This window comes from Bradyrhizobium sp. 191, from assembly GCF_023100985.1.
GTDB classification, from domain to species: domain Bacteria; phylum Pseudomonadota; class Alphaproteobacteria; order Rhizobiales; family Xanthobacteraceae; genus Bradyrhizobium; species Bradyrhizobium diversitatis.
Genome location: NZ_CP064692.1, coordinates 3,625,891 through 3,639,608 on the forward strand (window position 1 = coordinate 3,625,891; position 13,718 = coordinate 3,639,608).

The following is a 13,718-nucleotide window of genomic DNA, read 5'->3' on the forward strand; positions in this document are numbered from 1 at the left end:
AGAAGCAAGGAGACAATCATGAAGCCTCGCATGAACTACCTCCAGGCCGCGCCGGAGACGATGAAGGCGCTGATGGCACTGGAGGAGCAGATCCAGTCGACCGGCATCGAGAAATCGCTGATCGAGCTGGTCAAGATCCGGGCGTCGCAGATCAACGGCTGCGCCTTCTGCATCAACATGCACAGCGAGGATGCGCGCAAGCGCGGCGAGACCGAGCAGCGCATCTACCTGCTAAACGCGTGGCGAGAATCCCCTCTCTATACCGAGCGCGAGCGTGCCGCGCTGGCGTGGACGGAATCGGTGACGCTGATCTCGCAGACGCATGCGCCCGACGAGACTTACGAGCAGGTCCGCGCACAGTTCTCCGATGAGGAGACGGTGAACCTGACCATGCTGATCGGCGCCATCAATGCCTGGAACAGGATTGCGATCGCGTTCCGCGCGGTGCATCCGGTAAAAGTGAAGGCTTCGGTAGCGTAAGGGCGGCGCTCGCTCACCAGATCCGCTGTCATGCCGCGCGAAAGCGGGGCATCCAGGACGCCGCGGCCTGTCAATGAAACCACGAATGCCCCGGCGTGCTGGGTCGCCCGGTCAAGCCGGGCGATGACACCTGAGTTCGCTTTTGCAGTATCGCACTCCTCGCTCTTCGTAGAGCGTGGGCTATACCGCCGTCGCCCTGGCGAACTCCACATAGATCTCGCGAAGGCGCATTGCCACGGGGCCGGGCTTGCCGTCGCCGACAGTCTTGCCGTCGATGGCGACCACCGGCTGCACGAAGGAGGATGCGCTGGTGATGAACGCCTCCTTCGCCGCGAGCGCCTCGGCGACCGTGAAGGACCGTTCCTCGACGCGGAGCTGGCGCTCCTCGGCGAGCGCGATCACGGCCTTGCGGGTGCAGCCCGGCAGGATCGCGTTGGAATTCTTGCGGGTGACGATGACGTCGTCCCTGGTCAGGATGAACGCCGACGACGAGCCACCCTCGGTGACGTAGCCATCTTGCAGCATCCAGGCTTCGCCGGCGCCGGCTTCGGCCGCTGCCTGCTTCGCCAGCACCTGCGCCAGCAGCGCCACGCTCTTGATGTCACGGCGCTCCCAGCGGATGTCGGGCACCGTGATGACATTGATGCCGGTCTTGGCCACCGCGGCGTTGATGATGTCCTTCTCGGACGTGAACATCACCAGGCTTGACTTGACGTCCTCCTTGGGGAACGGGAAGTCGCGCCCCTTGTCGGCGCCGCGCGTGACCTGAAGGTAGACGAGCCCGTTCTGGAGCTTGTTGCGCGCGATCAGCTCCTTCTGGAGCTCGGTGATGCGCTCGATCGTCTCCGGCAGCTTCAGCTTGATCTCCCCGACCGACCGCTCCAGCCGGGCCAGATGCGAGGCATTGTCAACCAGCTTGCCATCCAGCACGGCCGAGACCTCATAAATGCCGTCGGCGAACAGGAAGCCGCGATCGAGCACCGAGATCTTGGCTTCCGAAAGCGGGACGAATGAGCCGTTGACATAGGCGATCGGGTCCAAGGCAGGTCTCCTGGGGAGGGAAGGGGAATTTCGTCTCGGTATAGGAGATTTGAGGGGCCCGATAAACCCTACTCTCTTCGTCATCCCGGGGCGCGCGTAGCGCGAGCCCGGGATCCATACTCCCGGTGGTGGTTATGGATTCCGGGCTCGCGACTGCGTCGCGCCCCGGAATACGGTGGCGGTGATTAATGCGAGAGAATCTTCGACAAGAACTTCTGCGCCCGGTCGCTGCGCGGCTTGCCGAAGAAGTCTTCCTTCGCCGCGTCCTCGACGATCTCGCCGCGGTCCATGAAGATGACGCGGTTGGCGACCTTGCGGGCAAAACCCATCTCATGGGTGACAACCATCATGGTCATGCCCTCATGAGCGAGATCCACCATGACGTCGAGCACCTCGCTGACCATTTCCGGATCAAGCGCGGAAGTCGGCTCGTCGAACAGCATGACGATCGGATCCATGGCGAGCGCACGGGCGATCGCAACGCGCTGCTGTTGGCCGCCGGACAGGTTCGCGGGATACTTTTGCGCCTGTTCCTTGAGGCCGACGCGCTCCAGCAGTTGCATGCCTTTCGCCTTCGCCTTGTCGCGCGACCGGTCGAGCACCTTCTCCTGCGCGAGGCAGAGATTGTCGATGATCTTCAGGTGAGGAAACAGCTCGAAGTGCTGGAACACCATGCCGACCCGCGAACGCAGCTTCGGGAGGTTGGTCTTGGGATCATTGACCTTGATGCCGTCGACCAGGATATCGCCGCTCTGGAACGGCTCCAGCGCATTGACGCATTTGATCAGCGTCGACTTGCCCGAGCCCGAGGGGCCGCAGACCACGACCACCTCGCCCTTGGTGACGCTGGTCGTGCAGTCGGTCAGCACCTGGAAGCTGGGGCTGTACCATTTGTTGACGTGGCTGATTTCGATCATGAGCTTCTAGCCCTAGCGAATGATGGCGATGCGCGCCTGGAGGCGGCGGACGCCGTAGGACGCGATACAGGAAATGGTGAAGTAGACGATCGCAGCGAACAGGTACATTTCGACCAGGCGCCCGTCGCGCTGCGCCACCTTGCTGGCCGCGCCCAGGAAGTCCGTGATCGAGAGAACGTAGACCAGCGAGGTGTCCTGGAACAGCACGATGGTCTGCGTGATCAGAACCGGCAGCATGTTGCGGAAGGCCTGCGGCAGCACGACGTAGCGCATGGTCTGGGCATAGGTCAGCCCCAGCGCGCTGGCCGCGGCCGGCTGTCCGCGCGAGATCGACTGGATGCCGGCGCGCATGATCTCGGAGAAATAGGCCGCCTCGAACATGATGAAGGTGATGAGCGAGGAGGCGAAGGCGCCGACGCTGATCGGCCGCGAGGCGCCGGTCACCCACTGCCCGATATAGGGCACCAGGAAGTAGAACCAGAAGATGACCAGCACCAGCGGCAGCGAGCGCATGAAGTCGACATAGATTCCGGCGATGCGGCCGAGGATCTTGAAGCCGGAGAGCCGCATCAGCGCGAGTGCCGTGCCGAAGACGAGGCCGCCAAGGGCCGCGAGCCCCGTCAGCGTCAGCGTGAAGGTCATGCCCTCCAAGAACAGATAGGGCAGCGCGCGGCGGATGACGTCGAAATCGAGATTGCCGAACATCGCTTATTTCCCCGTGATGTAGCCGGGGATCGCGACCCAGCGCTCGAGAAAGCGCATTCCGGTCACGACGACGGCGTTGACGAGGAGGTAGAGGATGGTCGCGGCGGTGAAGGCCTCGAACACCTGGAACGAGAATTCCTGCATCGAGCGCGCCTGTCCGGTCAGCTCGAGCAGGCCGATGGTGATTGCGACCGCCGTGTTCTTGATGGTGTTGAGGAATTCAGAGGTGAGCGGCGGCAAGATGATGCGGAAGGCCATCGGCAGCAGCACGTAGCGATAGGCCTGTACCGTGGTCAGGCCCAGCGCGGTTGCGGCCATCTTCTGCCCGCGCGGCAGCGAACCGATGCCGGCCTGCAATTGCACGGCGACGCGGGCCGACATGAAGAAGCCGATGCCGATCGCGGCCGTCCAGAACGGCGCGTTCGGGAGCTGCTTCAGCCAGGTGCCGGCAGCTTTCGGCAGCAGCTCCGGCAGCACGAAGTACCACAGGAAGAGCTGCACGAGCAGCGGCATGTTGCGGAAGAATTCGACATAGGCAAAGCCGAACCAGTTCGCCCCCTTCGACGGCAGCGTACGCATCACGCCGACGATCGAGCCGGTGATCAGCGCGATGACCCAGGCCAGCGCCGCGGTCTTGAGGGTCAGCGCCAGGCCCGACAGCAGCATGTCGAGATAGGTGCCGGTCCCCATCGGGTTCGGCTGGAAAAAGATTCCCCAGTTCCAGTTGTAGTTCACGTGTCCCCCGCGCGAACGCGCCAGTCATGGATGTCCTGAGCGCCTATGCAAATGTCCGGCCACCCTGGTGTCAAGAGTGGCCGGACATGATCCCGATCGAAAGATCGAGGTTTTATCTTACTTGTAGTCGTCCGGGTTCGGCGAATCCGTCGGCTTGGCGAACTCGTTCTTCAGCTCGGCCGAGATCGGCGTGTTGAGGTTCAGGCCCTTCGGCGGGATCTTCTGGGTGAACCACTTGTCGTAGATCTTCTGGGCTTCGCCGGACGTATAGAGCGCCGCCGTCGCCGCATCGACCGCCTTCTTGAAGGCGGGGTCGTCCTTGCGCAGCATGATGCCGTAGGGCTCGGGCTTGGAGAACGCATCCTTGGAGATGACGTAGTCGTCGGGGTTCTTCGAGCCGGCGACGAGGCTCGCCAGCAGGATGTCGTCCATGACGAAGGCGACCGCGCGGTCGGTCTCGACCATGAGGAAGGCTTCGGCGTGGTCCTTGGCCGGAATGATGTTGGCGCCGAGGCCCTTCGCGACGTTGGCCTCAGTGAGCTGCTTGATGTTGGTGGTGCCGGCGGTCGAGACCACGGTCTTGCCCTTGAGATCGTCGATCGACTTCAGGCCGCTCGACTTCTTGAAGACGTAGCGGCTGGCGGTCAGGTAGTGGGTGTTGGTGAAGGCGACCTGCTTCTGGCGCTCGGCATTGTTGGTGGTCGAGCCGCATTCGAGGTCGATCGTGCCGTTGGCCATCAGCGGGATACGCGTCGCCGACGTCACCGGGTTGAGCTTGACCTCGAGCTTGTCGAGCTTGAGCTCCTTCTTCACGGCGTCGACGATCTTGTAGCAGATGTCCATCGCGAACCCGACGGGCTTCTGGTTGTCGTCGAGATAGGAGAATGGGATCGAGGAGTCGCGGAAGCCGAGCGTGATGGCGCCGGTGTCCTTGATGTTCTTCAGCGTGCCGGTCAGCTCCTGGGCCCCGGCCTGGCTGACGACGAAGGTCGCGGCGAGCGCGAGCCCGATGCTACGGAAATGTTTCACTTTCTTCTTCCCCTTTCAGGATGATGCGGCCGGATGCAAGCACAAATCGGGCCGGATTAGAATGTGACTTTCGGCTGGACCGATGCCTCAGGTTAACGGGCCTGTCAGTGGTCCTGGCAATTCCCCGAGATCCCAGAACAGCCCGGCCATCACCGTCAAGGCCTCTTCGGTCAAGGGCAGCAGGATGTGCTCATTGGGCGCATGCTGGGAGCAGCCGGGATAGGAGTGCGGCACCCAGATCGTCGGCAGGCCCAGGATCTCGGAAAACACGTCGTTCGGCAACGAACCGCCGAAATTCGGCAGCACGGCCGGCGCCTTTCCCGTGGTCTCCCTGACCGAATCCGCCGCCCATTTGATCCAGGGGCTGTCGAAATCGGTGCGCGATGCAGCAAAGCTCTGCGCCGCCCGCACCTCGACCATCGGAAAACCCCTTGCAACGAGATGCGCGCGGATTGCCTCGATCAGACCCTCGACTTTCGTCCCGACCACGAAACGCAGTTGCAGCACGGCATTGGCGTGACCGGGAATGGCGTTCGCCGGCTTCTCGATATTGCCCGACGACATCGCCAGCACTTCGAGCGTGTTCCAGGCATAGAGCCGCTCGGCCGCCGACAGCCCCTCCTCGCCCCAGTTCTCCGCGAGCGCCGGCTCGTCGACGGTCGGCACCACCTGCACGTCGGCGAGGTAGCTGCGGATCTGGTTGGTGAGCCGCGGCGGCTTCAAGGCATCGAGCAGGAGACGGCCGTGGCCGTCGACCAGGGTCGAGATCGCATTGACCAGGATGGTCGCGGGATTGGCGAGCACGCCGCCCCAATTGCCAGAATGGTGGCCGCCGTCGCGCAGATTCACGTCGAGATGAATGCGGATGCCGCCACGGCAGCCGAGAAAGAGCGTCGGCCGGTCCGCGGACAGGCGCGGCCCGTCGGAGGCCACGAACAAGTCGGCCTTGAGCGCGTCCCGATTGAGATCGCAGACCTTGCCGAGATCCGGCGAGCCGATCTCCTCGCCCATTTCGACGATGAATTTCGCGTTGAAGCCGAGCTTGCCGCCGCGAGCGTCACGCACCGCGCGGAGCGCCGCCATATTGATGCTGTGCTGGCCCTTGTTGTCGGCGGTGCCGCGGCCATAAAGGCGCGTACCTGCAACCGTCGTGCGCCAGGGATCGCGGCCATCGCGCCACTCGCCCTCCATGCCGTCGACGACGTCGCCATGGCCGTAGATCAGCACGGTCGGCGCCGACGCGCTCTCGTGACGTTCGGCCAACAGGAAGGGCGCCTTGCCGCTTGGGGATTCGACGATGCGGCTGGAAAAATCGAGCGCGGCGAAGGCCGGCTGCATCTCCCGTTCCAGATAGGCGCGCAGCTCGGCGCCGCGCGACGGATTCTGGCTCTCGGTCCGATACGCGACGCGGCGGTCGAGTTCAGCGAGGAACGCACCGGATTTGAAGTCGTTCCGGGCGCGGGCGATGGCGTCGGCTCTGGTCATTGCTTACGTTTTCAAGGTTGTCGAGGCGGGCGAACGTAGCGGGCTACGTAGGCCATCGAAAGTGGCAGGGGGCTTGGAGAGTTTCTTGGAGTTTCTCTTGTAGTTCGCTTGTAATTTTCTTGGGATTTCGTTCCTGCTCGCTTGAGATCGGCTTGCCAGGCGTGGCGGCACCGCTGATTTTGACCTTGCCAACCCCCAAACATATGCAAGAACTTCGCCAAGTTGGGGCGCACATCTATCATTCGAAGAGCGCTCAGTACAGGGCGCCGAGGGGACCAGCATGGCCAAACAGATCAGGCTCAACGCCTTTGCGATGAATTGCGTCGCACACCAGTCACCGGGCCTGTGGACCCATCCGCGCGACCGCACCGCCGACTATAATCGCCTGCCCTATTGGATCGATCTCGCCAGGACGCTAGAGCGCGGCCGTTTCGACGGGCTGTTCCTGGCCGACGTGCTCGGGGTCTACGACGTCTATGGCAACAGCCCTGACGCAGCCTTGCGCAATGCAGCACAGACGCCGTCGAACGAGCCGCTGCTGCTGCTGTCGGCGATGGCGGCGGTGACGCAGAATCTCGGCTTCGGCGTCACCAGCAACCTGTCCTTCGAGCCGCCCTACCCGTTCGCACGGCGGATGTCGACGCTCGATCACCTCACCGAGGGGCGGATCGGCTGGAACGTCGTCACCGGCTATCTCGACAGCGCCGCGCGCGGTGCCGGCAAGGACAGGCAGACCGGGCACGACGACCGCTACGACATCGCCGACGAATATATGGAGGTCGTCTACAAGCTCTGGGAAGGGAGCTGGGAGGACGACGCCGTGCTGCGCGACCGCAAGCGCGGCTTGTTCACCGATCCCGCAAAGGTTCATCGCGTCAATCATGACGGCGCGAACTACCGCATCAACAACACCATTCATCTCAGCGAGCCATCGCCGCAGCGCACGCCCGTGCTGTACCAGGCCGGCACCTCGCCGCGCGGGCGGCAGTTCGCGGCCAAGCATGCCGAATGCGTGTTCATGTCGGGTCCGTCGGCCAAGGTGATCGCGCCGCGCGTGTCCGCGATCCGGCAGGAGGCTGCCGCGCTCGGCCGCAACCCGGCCGAAATCCTGATGTTCTCGATGATGACGATCATCCTCGGGCGGACCGAGGCCGATGCGAAGGAGAAATACGCCGACTACCGCCGCCACATCAGTCCCGAAGGCGCGCTGGCGCTGATGTCCGGCTGGACCGGCGTTGACTTCTCCGGCTACGACCTCGACCAGCAGGTCCGCCACGTCCAGAACGATGCCGGCCGCAGCGCGATGGACAACGTCACCCGCGCCGACCCCGACCGCGTCTGGACCGTGCGCGACGTCATCGAGCATGTCGGCATCGGCGGCGCCGGCCCGGTCGTGGTCGGTACGCCGGAAAGCGTCGCCGACAAGATCGAGGACTGGTTCGAAAAGACCGACGTCGACGGGCTCAACGTCGCCTTCGCGATCTCGCCCGGAGATTTCGAGGACATCGCCGACATGCTGGTGCCGGAGCTGACCCGGCGCGGGCGGTACAAGAGCGAGTATGCCAAGGGCACGCTGCGGGAGAAGCTGTTCGGCGCCGGCCGGCCGCGGTTAGATGCGCCGCATCCGGCTGCGGGGTATCGGGTGGGGAAGAAGGGGTAGCTGCTTCCTCCTCGTCATTGCGAGCGAGCCGAAGCAGTCCAGAATCCCTCCGCGGATACAGCCTGGATTGCTTCGTCGCTGCGCTCCTCGCAATGACGGTGGACAGAGCCTGCCCTACACCGTCCCGTCCACCATCACCTCGATCAGCTTCGTGCCCGGCCTGCCAAACGCCGACGCCAGCGTCGCCTTCAACTCGCGGGGGTCGCTGATCCTGATCGCCTCGCAACCGAGCGCTTTCGCAACGCCGGCGAAATCCACGGGCGGATCGACGAAGTCCATGCCGACGTAGTTGTCGTCGCCATGGAAGGCGAGCAGGCGCTGCTTGATGATGCGGTAGCCGCCATTGTTGACGATGATGACGTTGAGCGGCAGCTTGTGGTGCGCCGCCGTCCACAGCGACTGGATCGAATACATCGCGCTGCCATCGCCCGAAAAGCAGACCACAGGACGATCGGGATTGGCGATGCTGGCACCGACCGAGGCCGGCAGTCCCCAGCCGATCCCCCCTGAGGCAAGGCCATGATAGCCATAGCGATCGCGGTGCGGCCGCAGCGCCGTGACCTGGCGGCTGGAAGTGAGGCCCTCATCGACCAGGATGGCGTTATCAGGCATCGCCTCGACCATCTGCAGCACCAGATAATCGGGATCGATGGGGCTACGGCCCGCGCTCTTGCTGATCTGCTCGACCAGAGCAGCGCGACGCGCGGTCCAGTTCTTCGGCGCGAACTCGGCAAGGCGCCGCTTGGCGCGTTGCGCCAATTCCTCGCCACCCATCTCCTTCAGGACGGGGATCAAGGCGCGCAGCGTCTCCTTCAAGTCCGCCTTCAGCGCGATCTCGGCGCCGTAATTCTTCGCGATCTCCCAGTCGACAAGGCCGACCTGCACGATGGCGAGTCCGTCCGGCAGCGCATCGACCTCGCTGTAGACCGACATGCGCAGGGGATCGCCGCCGAGCGCGATCAGGAGATCGTAAGGTGCGAGGGTATCGCGCGCGGCCTTCTGCACGCGCGCGAGCGTGCCGATGAAGCTTGGGCTCTCCGAGAGGAAGTGCGAGCCATAGGGCGTCGAGGATTGGTAGGCGGCCGCGCCGAGCAGCTCGGCCAAGTCAGCCGCCTCCTTCAGAGCATCGCTCTTGACCACCTCGTCCATGGTGACGATGACGGGACGCTCAGCCTTCAGTAACCGCGCGGCAAAGATCTTCAACGCCTCGTCCGACGGCCTTGTGCGGGCATCGATGCGGGTGGAGCGGCCGAGATCGATTCCGGCCTCGCTGTTGAGGATGTCGCCGGGCAGCGAGATGAACACCGGTCCGGTCGGCGGCGTGGTCGCGACCTTGGCGGCGCGGCGCACGATGCGCGGCAGATCCTCCAGCCGCGTCACCTCGACCGCCCATTTCACCAGCGGCTCGGCCATCCGCACCAGCGGACCATAGAGCACCGGCTCCATCAGGCCGTGGCCCTGCTCCTGCTGGCCTGCGGTCAAAATCATCGGCGTGCCCGTGAACTGGGCGTTGTAGAGCGAGCCCATCGCGTTGCCGAGGCCGGGCGCGACGTGCACGTTGCAGGCGACGAGCTTGCCCGAGGCGCGGCTGTAGCCGTCGGCGATTGCGACCACGAGGCTTTCCTGCATCGCCATCACATAGGTGAGATCGGGATGATCCTTCAGCGCGTGCATGATCGGCAGCTCGGTGGTGCCGGGATTGCCGAACAGATGCGTGATGCCTTCGTCCTTGAGCAGCGCGAGAAACGCGGAGCGGCCGGTGATCTTGTTCTTCATGTTTCCTCCAGGAGCGGGCATTGCCGCAAGGACTGAAGGCATGATGGCCGAGATCTTGGGAGGCACGCAAGGAAGCGTGGTCATGGCTGCCTTGCGCGGGACGGTCTCGTGTCCCGGACGCGACGCAGCGCGTAGCGGTGCGGCGCAGAGCCGGGACCCATAACTGGCACCAATCTCACTGACGTATGGGCCCCGGCTCAGCAGCGCATCACCGAAGTGGTGATGCGCAGCGTCCGGAGCACGAGAGCTCGGTACGCAGCCCGCGCTACATCTCCTCCCGGCCGAGCTCGAACGGATCCTCGCCTCTCGCCCGCTTCTTCTTTTTCGAGCGCTGCCACACCACGCCCGGAAACCCCTTCAGCGGCACCAGCGGCTCGCCGGTATAGGCCCATTCCTGCAGCTCCTCGATGGCGATGTGATAGAGCGGCTGGCGGCCGGTGCGCTCTGTGAACAGCGCACGGGGGATGTTGACCATGTGCGGCCCGCGCGGGCGCTCATAGGCGATCGGCGTGCCGCAATGCGAGCAGAAGCTGCGCGCGGTCTTCGTCGCCTTGTCCTCGTAGCGGGTCAGCGCGGTCTTGCCGGAGGTGATGCGGAAGCGCTTCTTCCAGCTTCCAACATAGGTTGCGTAAGCCGCGCCATGGGCGCGGCGGCTGGCGGCGGAGTGATCGTGCCAGGCCCAGCGCGCGGGAACGTCGATCTCGAAGGCGATCTTGCCGCAGAGACACTGGCCGGTGGCTATACCTGCGGCGGCGGCTTTGGCCATTGTGTTTCCCCGTCGTCATTGCGGCTGACGGTGGCGCGACACCCTAACTCGTCATTCCGGGGCGATGCGAAGCATCGAGCCCGGAATCCATCTCACCTCCGGGTATGCGGTCGGATGGATTCCGGGCTCGCGACTTCGTCGCGCCCCGGAATGACGGAGCAAGTTATGCCAGCGTCAGTTCGTCATACACCGGATAGTCCGTATATCCCTTCTCCTCACCACTATAGAACGTCGCGCGGTTGTACGGCGTGATCGGGTAGCCGTGCTCGAGACGGCGCGGCAGATCGGGATTGGAGATGAAGATGCGGCCGAACGCGATGATATCCGCATGGCCGTCGGCGATCGCCGCATTCGCGGTCTCGCCGGTGAAGCCGCCGGCGGTCATCAGCACGCCGCTGTAGAGCGGGCGGAACAACACCATTGCCGAGGGCACATTGTCCCAATGGACGTCGGCGCGGCCGGCGCCGCTGGAGCGCGGCTCGATGAAATGCAGGTACGCCAGGCCAAGCTTGTCGAGCGCCTTCACGACATGGGTGTAGAGCGGCATCGGATCGGGCTCGCCGGAATCATTGGCGATGCCGTGCGGCGACAACCGGACGGCGACGCGGTTCGCCCCCCAGACGTCGATCGCGGCCTGCGTGACCTCGAGCAGAAGGCGCGCGCGGTTCTCGATTCCGCCGCCATATTGATCGGTGCGCTGGTTGCTGCGCGACTGCAGGAACTGCTCGAGCAGATAACCGTTGGCACCGTGGATTTCGACGCCGTCGAAGCCCGCGGCGAGCGCGTTTTTCGCACCCTGCCGGAACGCCTCGACGATGTCCTTGACCTCCTCGGTCTCCAGCGCGCGCGGCGTCTCGTAGTCCGCAATCTTGCCGTCGGCCGTCATCGCCTTCATGCCCTCGGCCTTGATCGGAATCGCCGAGGCCGAAACCGGCAGCTCGCCGCCGTGGAAGGAGGAATGAGAGACGCGGCCGACATGCCAGAGCTGGAGGAAGATGATGCCGCCCTTGGCGTGCACGGCATCCGTCACGTTGCGCCAGCCCGCGACTTGTGCCTCCGAATAGATGCCTGGCGTTGCCGGATTGCCGCGTCCGTGCGAGAGCACCGGCGAGGCCTCCGCGACGATCAGGCCGCCTTGCGTTGCACGCTGGCCGTAATATTCGGCATTGAGCGGCCGCGGCGCAAAACTCTCGCGCTCGGCCCGCATGCGCGTGAGCGGCGCCATCGCAACGCGATGCGCGAGCTTGTACGGACCGACCTGCAACGGCTTGAACAACGCTTCGAATTTCATGTGGTCCCCGGATGTCAATGAAGGAAATACGGATGATATGAGGGAGACTGCCCGCCCGAGAAGGCGGTGGTTATTCTCCCTCTCCCCGTTCTTACGGGGTGAGGGGCTGCCTCGGCAATCGCGGTGAGAGTTGGACTCGCGGAGAGTCCCCTTCACCCGGAATCCGCGCGTTGCGCGAATTCCGACCTCTCCCCGCAAGCGGGGAGAGGCGAAGAAGAGCCGGCCTTACGCCGTCTTGATCCAGACCGCCTTCACGTTGAGATATTCCTCGACGTGCTGCTTGCCGGACTCGCGGCCGTAGCCGCTCATCTTGTAGCCGCCGAACGGCACAGCCGGGTCCATCGCCTGGTAGCAGTTGACCCACACCGAGCCGGCGCGCAAGCGCTTCGCCACCGCATGGGCCTTGCTGACATCGCGCGTCCACAGGCCGGAGCCAAGACCGAACGTGGTGGCGTTGGCGCGCTTGACCAGCTCGTCCATGTCCTTGAACGCGATCGCGGAGATGACGGGACCAAAAATCTCCTCCTGCGCGATGCGCATGTTGTCCTCAACGCCCGCGAACACCGTCGGCGAGACGAAGAAGCCCTTCGACAGCGCCCCTTCGGTGACGCGTCCGCCGCCGGCGAGCGCCTTGGCGCCTTCCTTCTGGCCGATATCGAGATAGCCGGTGACGCGCTCGAGCTGCTGCTCGGAGACGAGCGGTCCGATCTGCACGTTCGGATCGAGGCCGTTGCCGACCTGCAGCTTCTTGCCGAACTCGGCGACGCGGCCGACGAATTCGTCATAGATCGACTGCTCGACGAAGAGCCGCGTACCGGCGCTGCAGATCTGCCCCGAATTGGCGAACACCGCCATCGCCGCGCCCGGCACGGCGGCGTCGAGATCGGCATCCGCGAACACGATGTCCGGAGACTTGCCGCCGAGCTCGAGCGAGACGCGCTTGAGGTTGCCGGCGGAGGCACGGATGATCGACTGGCCCGTGACATGCGAGCCGGTGAAGGCGACCTTGTCGACGTCATGGTGCGAGGCGAGCGCGGCGCCCGCCGTCTCGCCATAGCCGGGCACGACATTGATGACCCCGGGCGGCACGCCCGCCTCCATCGCGAGTTCCGCGATGCGCAGCGAGGTCAGAGGCGCTTCTTCGGCGGGCTTGAGCACCACGGTGCAGCCGGTCGCGATCGCGGGGCCGATCTTCCAGATCGTCGCGGTCAGTGGGCCGTTCCAGGGAATGATGGCGCCGACGACGCCGATCGGCTCCTTCAGCGTGTAGGAGAAGATCTCGCCGGGCAGCGAGTTCTCGATGGTCTCGCCGTGGATCGCCGTGGTCTGGCCGGCATAATAGCGCAGCATGCCGACGGCGCGCAGGCGATAGGCGCGGGTGCGGCTGAGCGGCGCGCCCATGTCGAGCGTGTCGAGCTGCGACAATTCGTCGAAATTCTTCTCGACGAGGTCGGCGAGCTTCAGGAGCAGGTTTTGCCGCTCGAACGGCTTGACCTTGCTCCAGGGGCCTTCGAAGGCGCGGCGAGCGGCCGCAACCGCACGATCGATGTCCTCCTTGTCGCCTTCGGCGACGGTGGCGAGCAACTCGCCGGTGGCGGGATTGCGGGTTTCGAAGCGCTTGCCCGAGGCTGCATCGACCCACTTCCCGTCGATCAGCATCGGCTTGTAAGATCCATTTGCAAACGGATGGCGCGTGATCGGAATAGCCTGCGACACAGCCATGGCTGCACTCCCTGTCAAGTGATTGATTGGTTCGATCTGGGCGGGATCGTTCGATCGAGGATACAGCCGGGCCGGTTGGGCGTAAAGGCAGCGCCGAACGAAGACCTCCCA

The 13,718-nt window shown here is 64.4% G+C and carries 12 protein-coding genes; 2 read left to right on the plus strand and 10 right to left on the minus strand.

Features of this window, described 5'->3' with window-relative positions; translation table 11 throughout:
• The first annotated feature begins 18 nt into the window (after positions 1-18).
• Positions 19-480: a carboxymuconolactone decarboxylase family protein gene (locus IVB23_RS16785; protein ID WP_247804364.1), complete on the plus strand. Its 462-nt coding sequence runs from the start codon at positions 19-21 to the stop codon at positions 478-480.
• Between the two features lie 180 nt (positions 481-660).
• On the opposite strand, the gene IVB23_RS16790 is transcribed toward IVB23_RS16785, so the two are convergent.
• The 6 genes from IVB23_RS16790 to IVB23_RS16815 all read right to left on the minus strand — a co-directional run bounded on the left by IVB23_RS16790 (position 661) and on the right by IVB23_RS16815 (position 6,392).
• Positions 661-1,521 (minus strand): D-amino-acid transaminase, encoded by an 861-nt coding sequence (locus IVB23_RS16790; RefSeq protein WP_247804366.1) that lies wholly within the window; start codon positions 1,519-1,521, stop codon positions 661-663.
• 185 nt (positions 1,522-1,706) lie between these two features.
• Positions 1,707-2,438 (minus strand): amino acid ABC transporter ATP-binding protein, encoded by a 732-nt coding sequence (locus tag IVB23_RS16795; protein WP_061879045.1) that lies wholly within the window; start codon positions 2,436-2,438, stop codon positions 1,707-1,709.
• Between the two features lie 12 nt (positions 2,439-2,450).
• Positions 2,451-3,143 (minus strand): ABC transporter permease subunit, encoded by a 693-nt coding sequence (locus IVB23_RS16800; RefSeq protein WP_197966078.1) that lies wholly within the window; start codon positions 3,141-3,143, stop codon positions 2,451-2,453.
• 3 nt (positions 3,144-3,146) lie between these two features.
• A complete protein-coding gene (locus IVB23_RS16805; RefSeq protein WP_197966077.1) occupies positions 3,147-3,878 on the minus strand; it encodes an amino acid ABC transporter permease in 732 nt (243 codons plus the stop codon).
• Positions 3,879-3,995: 117 nt separating this feature from the next.
• Positions 3,996-4,907, minus strand: a complete 912-nt coding sequence (locus IVB23_RS16810) for an amino acid ABC transporter substrate-binding protein (protein WP_061879048.1) — start codon at positions 4,905-4,907, stop codon at positions 3,996-3,998.
• Positions 4,908-4,994: 87 nt separating this feature from the next.
• Complete coding sequence (locus IVB23_RS16815) at positions 4,995-6,392, minus strand: M20 family metallopeptidase (RefSeq protein ID WP_247804368.1); 1,398 nt, start codon at positions 6,390-6,392, stop codon at positions 4,995-4,997.
• Between the two features lie 280 nt (positions 6,393-6,672).
• Between IVB23_RS16815 and IVB23_RS16820 the strand changes: the two genes are divergently transcribed.
• Positions 6,673-8,052 carry an LLM class flavin-dependent oxidoreductase gene (locus tag IVB23_RS16820; RefSeq protein ID WP_247804370.1) on the plus strand — a complete coding sequence of 460 codons (1,380 nt, stop codon included), beginning with the start codon at positions 6,673-6,675 and terminating at the stop codon, positions 8,050-8,052.
• Positions 8,053-8,166: 114 nt separating this feature from the next.
• Here the strand turns inward: IVB23_RS16820 and IVB23_RS16825 are convergent, their stop codons facing one another.
• From IVB23_RS16825 to IVB23_RS16840, 4 genes are all read right to left on the minus strand, one after another.
• Positions 8,167-9,828: a thiamine pyrophosphate-binding protein gene (locus tag IVB23_RS16825; RefSeq protein WP_247804371.1), complete on the minus strand. Its 1,662-nt coding sequence runs from the start codon at positions 9,826-9,828 to the stop codon at positions 8,167-8,169.
• A 265-nt stretch (positions 9,829-10,093) separates the two neighbouring features.
• On the minus strand, positions 10,094-10,594 hold the full coding sequence (locus tag IVB23_RS16830; RefSeq protein ID WP_061879052.1) for a GFA family protein: 501 nt from the start codon (positions 10,592-10,594) through the stop codon (positions 10,094-10,096).
• A 163-nt stretch (positions 10,595-10,757) separates the two neighbouring features.
• Positions 10,758-11,885, minus strand: a complete 1,128-nt coding sequence (locus IVB23_RS16835; protein ID WP_247804372.1) for an alkene reductase — start codon at positions 11,883-11,885, stop codon at positions 10,758-10,760.
• Positions 11,886-12,110: 225 nt separating this feature from the next.
• Positions 12,111-13,607, minus strand: coding sequence for an aldehyde dehydrogenase family protein (locus tag IVB23_RS16840; RefSeq protein WP_194391413.1), 1,497 nt, complete (start codon positions 13,605-13,607; stop codon positions 12,111-12,113).
• Between the last annotated feature and the right edge of the window lie 111 nt (positions 13,608-13,718).

Excerpts from the sequence above, each read along its gene's own strand:
- IVB23_RS16840 (WP_194391413.1), bottom strand. The coding sequence starts at position 13,607 with ATGGCTGTGTCGCAGGCTATTCCGATCACGCGCCATCCGTTTGCAAAT.
- IVB23_RS16825 (WP_247804371.1), bottom strand. The coding sequence starts at position 9,828 with ATGAAGAACAAGATCACCGGCCGCTCCGCGTTTCTCGCGCTGCTCAAG.
- IVB23_RS16815 (WP_247804368.1), bottom strand. The coding sequence starts at position 6,392 with ATGACCAGAGCCGACGCCATCGCCCGCGCCCGGAACGACTTCAAATCC.
- IVB23_RS16800 (WP_197966078.1), bottom strand. The coding sequence starts at position 3,143 with ATGTTCGGCAATCTCGATTTCGACGTCATCCGCCGCGCGCTGCCCTAT.
- IVB23_RS16820 (WP_247804370.1), top strand. The coding sequence starts at position 6,673 with ATGGCCAAACAGATCAGGCTCAACGCCTTTGCGATGAATTGCGTCGCA.
- IVB23_RS16785 (WP_247804364.1), top strand. The coding sequence starts at position 19 with ATGAAGCCTCGCATGAACTACCTCCAGGCCGCGCCGGAGACGATGAAG.
- IVB23_RS16835 (WP_247804372.1), bottom strand. The coding sequence starts at position 11,885 with ATGAAATTCGAAGCGTTGTTCAAGCCGTTGCAGGTCGGTCCGTACAAG.
- IVB23_RS16795 (WP_061879045.1), bottom strand. The coding sequence starts at position 2,438 with ATGATCGAAATCAGCCACGTCAACAAATGGTACAGCCCCAGCTTCCAG.
- IVB23_RS16830 (WP_061879052.1), bottom strand. The coding sequence starts at position 10,594 with ATGGCCAAAGCCGCCGCCGCAGGTATAGCCACCGGCCAGTGTCTCTGC.